This is a genomic window from Salipiger sp. HF18 (assembly GCF_011806505.1).
In the GTDB taxonomy this organism is placed as follows: Bacteria; Pseudomonadota; Alphaproteobacteria; order Rhodobacterales; family Rhodobacteraceae; genus Salipiger; species Salipiger thiooxidans.
Genome location: NZ_JAATOS010000148.1, coordinates 1 through 8,837 on the forward strand (window position 1 = coordinate 1; position 8,837 = coordinate 8,837).

The window sequence follows — 8,837 nt, forward strand, 5'->3', positions numbered from 1 at the left end:
CTGGGTCTCGGATCTTGCGGACGCGGGCTATCACTGCGTCGACATCGGCAAGATGCACACCAGTCCATACGATGCCAAGGCAGGCTTCCACGGGCGTTTCGTCGTCGAGGGGCGCTGGTTCACAGACGAATGGGGCAAGGCGATCCTGAACACCAGGCACGCCAAGCCCGGCCGCCTCAGCTATCGCGCGCGCGAGGATTACCGGCACACGCTCGGCGCCTTCGAGTGGACGCCCGAGGACAAGCTGCATTCCGACAGCTTCATCGGCGGCTTCACCGGGTGGTGGCTCGACAACAGGCCCGGGGAAGAGCCGCTGTTCCTGTCCATCGGCTTCCCCGGCCCGCACCCGCCCTGCGCTGCGATCCGACGCCGGAATATCCCGGGAAATACATGGCGCATGACGTGCCCCTGCCGCATTGCACGCAGGACGAGATCGACCGCCTGCCGCCGCCGTGGAAGGAAAAGCGCCGCCACGGTTCCGAGTTCGACCATGACGCTGTGCACTGGAACCTCGAGCCCTCCGAGGCCGATCTGCACAAGCGCCTATTACTTTGCCAACGTCGAGCTGACCGACCGCGACGTCGGCCGCATCCTCGTCGCACTCGAGCGGCGCGGGCGGCCGGACAACCGCGTGGTGATCTTCACCTCGGACCACGGCGACAACCTGGGCGACCACGGGCTGAGCCAGAAATGGGCGCCCTGCGAGCAGGTCACGCGGGTGCCGATGGTGATCAGCCAGCCCGGGCGCTTCCCGGCGCGGCGCTTCGACGGGCCGCTGCAGCTCTTCGACCTCGAGGCCGACCCGGGCGAGACCGACGACCTCTGGGACGTGCCCGAGGCGTCGCCGGTCAAGGCCGCGCTGCTTGCCGAGTTCAGGCGGTGGCACCACGAGGGCGCCTGCCGCACGCGCCACGTCCGCGCGCGGATGATGGAGGCCCGAGCCCCACGACGCGAAAACGACGCGTGAAGGCCCAACGCCCGAGTGTCCTGTTCATCACCGTGGACCAGTGCCGGCGCACCTGATGGGGTGCGCCGGGCAATCGGCGGTCGAGACGCCGACGCTCGACACACCGTAGAACCGCGGGCTCTCGGGCCAGCGCGGCCGGCATTTCCCGCAGCCGCCTGCAACCGACCCGTCGTCACCGGCGGGCGCGGGCTGACCGCGCGCCCAGCCCGGGTCCGGTCTCAGACCATCGCCTCGGAGCGCGCCTGCGCTGCCGGATGCGCCGGACGCTCGAGGCCGAGGTGCTCGCGCAGGGTGCTGCCCTCGTACTCGGTCCGGAAGAGCCCGCGCTCCTGCAGGATCGGCACCACCTGTTCGCAGAACTCCTCCTGCGGGCGCATGTAGTAGGGCGGCAGGATGATGAAACCGTCGCAGGCCCCTGCCCGCCACCAGGCCTCGAGATCGTCGGCGATGTCCTCGGCGGTGCCGAAGACCAGCCGGTGCCCCGAGGACACGGCAGCATAGTCGCGCAGCTGGCGGATGGTCATGTTGTGCTTCTTCGCCACCGCCTGCAGCACCACCGCATGGCCCTGCATCATGCCCGAGGGCGGCAGATCGGGCACCGGCCCGTCGAGGTCATAGGCCGAGAGGTCGGTGCCGATCCGGTCCGAGAGTACCCGCAGCGCCGCCACCGGGTCGACCAGCGCGGCTAGCTCGGCCAGCTTCTCCTGCGCCTCCTCGCGGGTGCGGCCGATCACCGGCGACACGCCCAGCATCAGCCGGATGGCGTCGCGCGGACGGCCCGCGGCCTCGGTCCGGTCCTTAAGGTCCTCGGCGAAGGCCACGGCATCGTCGACCAGCTGCTGGGTGGCGAAGACCACCTCGGCGCTGGCGGCGGCAAAGGTCTTGCCGGTGGGCGAGGCCCCGGCCTGCATGATCACCGGGTAGCCCTGCGGCGGGCGCGTGATGTTGAGCGGCCCGCTCGAGGACAGGTGCGCGCCGCGGTAGTTCAGCACGTGCATCTTGTCGCCGTCGACGTAGCGCCCCGTCGCCTTGTCGGCGATGTAGGCGTCGTCCTCCCAGGTGTCCCAGAGCCCCTTGCAGATCTCGACGTGCTCGGCGGCGCGGGCGTAGCGCGAAGCGTGCTCGGGGTGGGGATCGGTGCCGAAGTTGGCGGCGGCGTCGGGGCTCGAGCCGGTGACCACGTTCCAGCCGCCCCGGCCCTTGCTCATGTGGTCGATCGAGGCCAGCATCCGCGCCACGTTGTAGGGCTGCGAATAGGTGGTCGAGACCGTCGCCACGAGCCCGATCTTCGAGGTCGTCATGCAGAGCGCCCCCAGCAGCGTCAGCGGCTCGAGCCGCAGCATGTGCGTGGGATGCGCATCGAGCCCGGTGTTCACCGCGTCGGCGAAGAAGATCAGGTCGAACTTGGCGTCCTCCCATGTCTTCACGATGCGGGTGATGAGCTCGAGGTTCTGCGACCCGAACTCGGCGTCCGGCATCCGCCAGCCCGCCACATGGTGCCCGGCGGCGCCGACGATGGTTCCCAGGTGCATCATACGCGTCATGGTCTGTCCTTGAATGTCCTGATGTCGCTCAGGCGGCCTCTGCCGCCCGCGCCAGTTCGGTTTCCGTGTCGGTGAGGGTCAGCAGCGGCGCGCGCAGCCCCATGAGCCCCAGCGCCGAGCCGTGGATCTCGGGACTGCCGGCGGCGCAGGCGTCCGCGATCAGCCGCACCCGGCGCCCGTCGTCGATGGCGGCAAGCGCCGTCGCCATGACGCAACAGTCGGTCGAGACACCGCAGAGCGCGATGGTGGCGTCGGGCGGCAGGATCTGCTGCGCCGCGGGCACCCATTTCGAGAAGGTGTGGCTTTGCATGCTGGGGTAGTGCGCCCACTCGGGGTCCACCGGCCAGAGCGGCTCGGCCCCCGGCTCCAGCGCAAATCCCCAGCGGGCGTAGTAATCGTGCCAGGCGCCGAAGATCTCGGGCGGCGGCACGAAGCGCGAGAACAGCACCCGCCCCTCGTAGCGCGGCAGCAGCCGGGCGATGTTCTCCTTGGCGGTGCCGAGCGCGGCGCAGTACCACGGGCTCACTGGGTCGCTGAAAGCGGGCTGCACGTCGATGACGAAGAGCCAGTCTCCGGACGCGTCGCGGCTCATCGGGCCATCTCCTTGAGCGCGCGGGCGAGGAAGGTCTGCACGCGCGGGTCCTTGGGCGCCCGCAGCACCTCGTCGGGCGGTCCGATCTCCATGATCGTGCCCTCGCCCATCACCGCGACGGTGTGGGCCACATCGCGGGCGAAGGCGACCTCGTGGGTGACGATGATCATCGTCATGCCGGTCTCGGCCAGCTCGCGGATCACGTCGAGCACCTCGTCGGTGAGATGCGGGTCGAGCGCCGAGGTCGGCTCGTCGAAGAGCATCACCTTGGGGTTCATCGCCAGCGCGCGGGCAATGGCGATGCGCTGCTGCTGGCCGCCCGACAGGTGCCGGGGATAGGCGTCGGCCTTGTCCGAGAGCCGCACCCGCGCCAGCAGGTCATGCGCCAGCTTCACCGCGTCGGCCTTCTTCATCCCGCGCACCCGCATCGGGGCGTCTATGATGTTCTGCAGCACCGACATGTGCGGGAAGAGGTTGAAGTTCTGGAACACCATGCCGATCTCGGCCCGCTGCCGGGCGACCTGCTTCTCGGGCAGGCGCACGTAGTCCTCGCCCACCTTCTCGCAGCCGATGATCTCGCCTTCGACCTCGACCAGCCCGCGGTCCGCCATCTCGATGGCATTGAGGCAGCGCAGCAGCGTCGACTTGCCGGCGCCCGAGGGCCCGAGCAGTGCGATCACCTCGCCCTTGCGCGCCTCGATCGACACGCCCTTGAGGACGGTGTTGCTGCCGCGGTTCATCCAGATGTCGGTGGCCCGCACTAAGGGAGCGCCTGTGCTCACGTCAAACATGCCTCTCTCTTCCCCTTCAGAGCGCCGCATTGGCCTGGGTCTTCCAGCCACGCGAGTAATGCCGCTCGATGTAATACTGCACCACCGACAGGATCGAGACGAGGATCAGGTACCAGAGCGCCGCCACGATCAGCATCGGCATGGTCTGGAAGGTCCGCGAGTAGATCGTCTCGACCGAGTGCATCAGCTCTCCCAGAGCCACGACGCTGGCGAGCGAGGTGTATTTCAGCATCCCGATCACCTGGTTGCCGGTGGGCGGGATGATCGCCTTCATCGCCTGCGGCAGCACAATGACGCGGAAGGTCTGCGCCGGCCGGTGCCCGAGCGCCCGCGATGCCTCGGTCTGGCCGTGATCGACCGAGGTGAGGCCCGCGCGGATGATCTCGGCCATGTAGGCGCCCTCGTTGAAGCCCAGGCCCAGCAGCGCCGCGGTGAAGGACGAGATGGCGACCGTGGCGGAGATCTCGAAGAGCTTCGGGCCGCCGAAGGGGATGCCCAGCGAGACGTCCGGAAAGATCGCCGCGAGATTGTACCAGAACACCAGCTGCACCAGCACCGGCGTGCCGCGGAAGAACCAGACGAAGGCCACCGCCGTGCCGTTGAGGATGCGGTCGTTCGACAGGCGCATCACCGCGACGATGATGCCGATGACGGTGCCCATGACCATGACCAGCAGGGTCAGCCAGAGCGTCATGCCCACGCCCCTGAGCACCTGCGGGTGCAGCATGTACTTGCCCACCACGTCCCATTCGAAGCCCGGGTTGGTCAGGATCTGGAAGGCGATCCACGCCAGTCCGATCACCACCGCGGCAATCCCCAGCCAGCGCCAGGGAGAGCGGCGCTCGCGCATCACCGGGGCGCTGTCGCGGGCGCTTGCGCCGCGGCCCGCCGGCACGCTGTCGGACATGCTTGCCATCCTCATCGCATCACTTTCTGTTGGCTTGCCCGGACGGCGGAGGCCGCCACCCGGTGCGTCGCTTTCGCCGGGCTCAGAAGCTTGGCGGGTTCTGGATCTGCTCGATGCTCAGCATGCCCTCGGGCACGCCGAAATGCTCGAGGATCTCGGCATACGAGCCGTCCTCGACCGCGCTCACCAGCGCCAGCGTCAGGGCCTCCTGCATCGCCGGGTCCTCCTTGCTGACCACGATGCCCGAGATCGAGCTGCGCCCGTCGAGGATGCCGTCGGTCATCTCGAGCTTGTCGTTCATCTGCGCGGTGTAGACCCCGACGGCGCGGGCGGTCAGGAAGCCGTCGCCGCGACCGTTGGCGACCGCGAGGTAGGTGTCGGCGCTGTTGGGGTAGAAATCCATGCCGATGGGCTCCTTGCCGTCGGCCTCGCACTTGGCCGAGAGCTGTTCGGCCACGGCGATCTGCGAGCTGCCCTGTGTCAGCGCAAGCTTGATGCCGCAGAGGTCATTGATGTCGATGTCGGTCTTGCCGGTCGGTACCAGCAGGCCGTATTTCGAGTTGAAATAGGGCACGAAGGCCACGACCTCGGCGCGCTCGGCGGTGATGCCCATCTGGTTCACGCCCGCCGCGTAGCGCCCGGTCTGCACGCCCGGCACGATCGAGGGGAACTTGATGTTGTCGAACTCGGCCTCGAGCCCGAGCTTGGCGGCGAGCACCTTCATCAGCCGCAGGTCGATGCCCTCGGGGTTGCCGTCCTCGTCGACGTAGCCGAACGGCGCCCATTGCAGCGAGGTGGCGATGCTGAGCACGCCGCTGTCACGGACCGCCTCGGGCAGGGCGTCGCGGGCTTCCTGCACCACGTCCTGCGCCTGTGCCGCCGTCCCCGCCGCCAGGCCGATGACCAGTGCGGCGATCGCTTTCTTCAGCGAAAATGAAATCATGTCGTCTTCCTATGTCGCGCGGCCGTGGGCCGCTCCCCTGTTGGTTGCGGACGGTCTCAGCCGTCGCGCAGATGCCCGCGCAAGGTGGTCGCGCGGTAATCCTGCCGGAAGAGCCCCCGGCGCTGAAGCTCGGGCACAACCGAGCGGCAAAACTGTTCCAACATCCCCGGATGATACGTCGGGGCAACCACGAAACCATCACAGGCGCCGGAGGTAAACATCTCTTCGAGCCGGTCCGCCACCGTGCTCGCGGTGCCGACGATCTCCCGCTCGCCGCCCCTGCGCGCGGCCTCGGCGAGGGTCATCCCCTCGGCCTTCATCGCCTGTTCCAGCACCAGCTCGGCGCCGCGGATGCCCTGGTTGCCCTGCGCCGCCGCCAGCGTGCGCCCGTCGCTCACCCTGGTAAGATCGGCACCGAGGCGGCTCGACGAGTTCGCCGTGGCAAGCTCGGGGTCGATGAGACTCTGGAGGTACTCGGCCCGCTCGCGCGCGATGCTATCGGTCTCGCCCAGCACCACCGAGATCGCGGGCAGGATGGCGCAGTCCCCGGGCGCCCGGCCCCGCGCCTGCATCCGGTCGCGGATGTCGGCGGCGAAGTCGCGCATGTCGCCGATGCCGCGCTGCGCGGTGAAGATCACCTCCGCCCAGCGGGCTGCGAACGCGCGGCCCCGGTCCGAGCTGCCCGCCTGCATCAGCACCGGCCGCCCCTGCGCGCTTCGCGGGATCGACAGCGGACCGCGGGTGCGGACGTACTTGCCCCCGTAATTGGCGTAGTGGACCTTGTCGGGGTCGGCGAAGACCCCCGCCTCCTTGTCCAGAACGAACGGGTCTTCGTCCCAGCTGTCCCAGAGCGCACAGCAGGCCTCGAGCACCTCGTCGGCGCGGTCGTAGCGGCTTTCCTTCGGAGGCAGCTCGTGCAGGCCGGCGTTGCGGGCCTCGAGATCGGTGGCCGAGGTCACCACGTTCCACGCGACGCGCCCGCCGCTCATGACGTCGAGCGAGCCCAGCCAGCGGGCCAGTTCGTAGGGCATGTGGAAGGTGCTCGAGAGCGTCGCGCCAAGCCCCAGCCGCGTGGTGGCCGCGGCCATCACCGGCAGCACCACCTTGGGGTCGAGCCAACTGATCTGCCCGCCGCGCCGCACGTAGGCGTCGTGGCTGCCGCCATGGATGTCGTAAAGCCCGAAGAGATCGGCGAAGAAACAGCCGTCGAATTTCGCCGCCTCGAGCATCCGGGCCGTGTCGACGTAGCGGTCGGGTCGGAGGAAATCGTCGAGCCGCGCCTCGGGGTGCCGCCAGCCGCCGACGTGCCGCGCGGTGGGGCCGGTCTTGAGGTAGGCGACAAGGTGCATCTGCCGCTTCGGGGATCTCTCGGACATGGAACCGGACGCCTGTCATCTGCATCCCCACGCGCCACCTGACGCAGGGGAATGCAGGATGCTCGGCACGGAATTTGCATGCACGCAAATGAAATCTTGTATCAGAGAGTCAGTATTATCGGGCGCTGAAGCGGGAAAATCCAGCGCGGCCATTTTAAAAATTATCAAATTATTTTAAAACCCTACGCGGCATTCCTGACGTTCCGAATGAACCCCCGAAACCTCCTTCGTCACAATCGCCTCTCTCGAAACAGACGCAACAACGCACATGCATTGGGCAGTATCCCGGCGCAGCCCCGGCATCGCAGCGCATCAGATATCGGCAAGGTCGGGCAGACCGCGCTGTCCGCCCGCCGAGTCTCTGCCAACGCTCCGCCGCCCGAGCGTGCAGCCCACCGCTTTCCTGAACTGAAGCCCACCCAGAGCGGCGTTGCGTGGGCCCAATCGGCTTTTATATACACCACAACCCATTTTCGATCGGATCAGACATGCCGCACGACTCCACGACCGCCGCGCCTCTCCGGGTGGCGCTGAACCATGGCAACTTCCTGCTGGTCGGGCGCGACGAGGCCGGTGCCGCCAAGGGCATCAGCGTCGATCTCGCCCATGCCTTCGCCGCCTCCGAGGGCCGTGAGCCGGTCTTCGTGGAATACAACCGCGCGGTCGACGTCTCGTCCTCGGCCGAGGATGACGCCTGGGACGTCTGCTTCCTCGCCGTCGATCCCGAGCGCGCCCGGACCATTGCCTTTACCGAGCCTTACGTCCGCATCGACGGCAGCTACCTCGCCGGTCCCGACTGCACGGCCGAGGACGCGCACGCGCTGGTGGCCTCGGGCGAGAAGGTCGGGGCGGTGCGCGGCAGTGCCTATTCGCTGACCCTGCAGCGCAAGCCCGGGGCCGAGGCGCTGGAGCTCTACGAGACACTGCAGATGGCGCTCGAAGCGCTCGACCGTGGCGAGGTGCAGGCGCTGGCGGGCATCCGGCAGGCGATGATGCACGAAGCCGAGACCCGCCCCGGCAGCCGCCTGCTCGCCCCGCCCTTCATGGAGATCCGGCAGGCCATGGCGATGCCGCAGGGCCGGCCCGCAGCCTCGGCCCGGTTGCAGGCCTTCCTGAGCGAGGCGCTCCGCGACGGCACCGTCGGCGACATCCTCGAGCGCCACGGCGTGTCCCGCGACTGCGCCATCGTCCCGGCCTGAGGCCCCTGCCGGGTCAGTCCGTGTCGCGGGCGGCCCGGCGCACCGGCGGCGCCGAGGCGCCCAGCGACAGCAGCACGAAGTTCGGCATCCCACCCGGCCCTTTGACCACGAACATGCACAGGTGCGACGGTCGCCATTGCACGGCACCGCCCAGCACCGAGGGCGTGATCGACGCCCGAGCAGCGTGCCGTCCGAAGCCCTGACCCATGGGACAAGCTGCACGGACTGCTCGGCCGGCAGGCGCAGGAGCGCCGCGCCCCAGGCGGCCCAGTCGCGGCTTCGACCGGCTCGGAGAGCGGGCCCGAGTTTCCGATGCGGGTGATGCAGCCGAAGCCCACGATACCGAAGCGCACCGCCGCGAGCCCGGCGAGGCGCCCGCCCGAAGGTGACCGAGATGGCCCCGATAAAGGGAGCGACAGCGCCTCGCTGGCAATGCCCTGCCGGCCATGGGGTAGCCATCGAGGCAGGTCATCATCTCCGGTTCATCACCGGGGATGTTGAGCAGGATCGTGCTGATC

Annotated in this window: 9 protein-coding genes and 1 pseudogene; 2 read left to right on the forward strand and 8 right to left on the reverse strand. The window is 68.6% G+C overall.

The features are described 5' to 3' along the window. On the forward strand, positions 1-967 hold a 967-nt coding region (locus HC022_RS13510; protein WP_167452789.1), incomplete at its 5' end, for a sulfatase-like hydrolase/transferase. Positions 968-1,185: 218 nt separating this feature from the next. On the opposite strand, the gene HC022_RS13515 is transcribed toward HC022_RS13510, so the two are convergent. The 6 genes from HC022_RS13515 to HC022_RS13540 all read right to left on the reverse strand — a co-directional run bounded on the left by HC022_RS13515 (position 1,186) and on the right by HC022_RS13540 (position 7,120). Then, positions 1,186-2,511, reverse strand: a complete 1,326-nt coding sequence (locus tag HC022_RS13515) for an LLM class flavin-dependent oxidoreductase (RefSeq protein WP_167452790.1) — start codon at positions 2,509-2,511, stop codon at positions 1,186-1,188. 28 nt (positions 2,512-2,539) lie between these two features. Next, a complete protein-coding gene (locus HC022_RS13520; RefSeq protein ID WP_167452791.1) occupies positions 2,540-3,103 on the reverse strand; it encodes a cysteine hydrolase family protein in 564 nt (187 codons plus the stop codon). Further along, the gene (locus HC022_RS13525) at positions 3,100-3,894 is read right to left on the reverse strand and encodes an amino acid ABC transporter ATP-binding protein (protein WP_167452792.1); all 795 of its coding nucleotides are present in this window, start codon (positions 3,892-3,894) and stop codon (positions 3,100-3,102) included. The genes HC022_RS13520 and HC022_RS13525 overlap by 4 nt, the downstream gene beginning before the upstream one ends. 16 nt (positions 3,895-3,910) lie before the next feature. Next, positions 3,911-4,801, reverse strand: a complete 891-nt coding sequence (locus HC022_RS13530; protein ID WP_008887600.1) for an amino acid ABC transporter permease — start codon at positions 4,799-4,801, stop codon at positions 3,911-3,913. Positions 4,802-4,883: 82 nt separating this feature from the next. Continuing rightward, positions 4,884-5,744: an ABC transporter substrate-binding protein gene (locus HC022_RS13535; RefSeq protein WP_167452793.1), complete on the reverse strand. Its 861-nt coding sequence runs from the start codon at positions 5,742-5,744 to the stop codon at positions 4,884-4,886. A gap of 56 nt (positions 5,745-5,800) precedes the next feature. Next, the gene (locus HC022_RS13540) at positions 5,801-7,120 is read right to left on the reverse strand and encodes an NtaA/DmoA family FMN-dependent monooxygenase (RefSeq protein ID WP_167452794.1); all 1,320 of its coding nucleotides are present in this window, start codon (positions 7,118-7,120) and stop codon (positions 5,801-5,803) included. 488 nt (positions 7,121-7,608) lie between these two features. Between HC022_RS13540 and HC022_RS13545 the strand changes: the two genes are divergently transcribed. Beyond that, positions 7,609-8,319, forward strand: coding sequence for a transporter substrate-binding domain-containing protein (locus HC022_RS13545; protein ID WP_167452795.1), 711 nt, complete (start codon positions 7,609-7,611; stop codon positions 8,317-8,319). A 13-nt stretch (positions 8,320-8,332) separates the two neighbouring features. Here HC022_RS13545 and HC022_RS13550 read toward each other — a convergent pair whose 3' ends face one another. Beyond that, the gene (locus HC022_RS13550) at positions 8,333-8,527 is read right to left on the reverse strand and encodes a hypothetical protein (RefSeq protein ID WP_167452788.1); all 195 of its coding nucleotides are present in this window, start codon (positions 8,525-8,527) and stop codon (positions 8,333-8,335) included. A gap of 222 nt (positions 8,528-8,749) precedes the next feature. After that, positions 8,750-8,837: pseudogene (locus HC022_RS29155) on the reverse strand (tripartite tricarboxylate transporter permease); the annotation flags it as partial.

Excerpts from the sequence above, each read along its gene's own strand:
- HC022_RS13535 (WP_167452793.1), bottom strand. The coding sequence starts at position 5,744 with ATGATTTCATTTTCGCTGAAGAAAGCGATCGCCGCACTGGTCATCGGC.
- HC022_RS13540 (WP_167452794.1), bottom strand. The coding sequence starts at position 7,120 with ATGTCCGAGAGATCCCCGAAGCGGCAGATGCACCTTGTCGCCTACCTC.
- HC022_RS13520 (WP_167452791.1), bottom strand. The coding sequence starts at position 3,103 with ATGAGCCGCGACGCGTCCGGAGACTGGCTCTTCGTCATCGACGTGCAG.
- HC022_RS13525 (WP_167452792.1), bottom strand. The coding sequence starts at position 3,894 with ATGTTTGACGTGAGCACAGGCGCTCCCTTAGTGCGGGCCACCGACATC.
- HC022_RS13545 (WP_167452795.1), top strand. The coding sequence starts at position 7,609 with ATGCCGCACGACTCCACGACCGCCGCGCCTCTCCGGGTGGCGCTGAAC.
- HC022_RS13530 (WP_008887600.1), bottom strand. The coding sequence starts at position 4,801 with ATGTCCGACAGCGTGCCGGCGGGCCGCGGCGCAAGCGCCCGCGACAGC.
- HC022_RS13515 (WP_167452790.1), bottom strand. The coding sequence starts at position 2,511 with ATGACGCGTATGATGCACCTGGGAACCATCGTCGGCGCCGCCGGGCAC.
- HC022_RS13550 (WP_167452788.1), bottom strand. The coding sequence starts at position 8,527 with ATGGGTCAGGGCTTCGGACGGCACGCTGCTCGGGCGTCGATCACGCCC.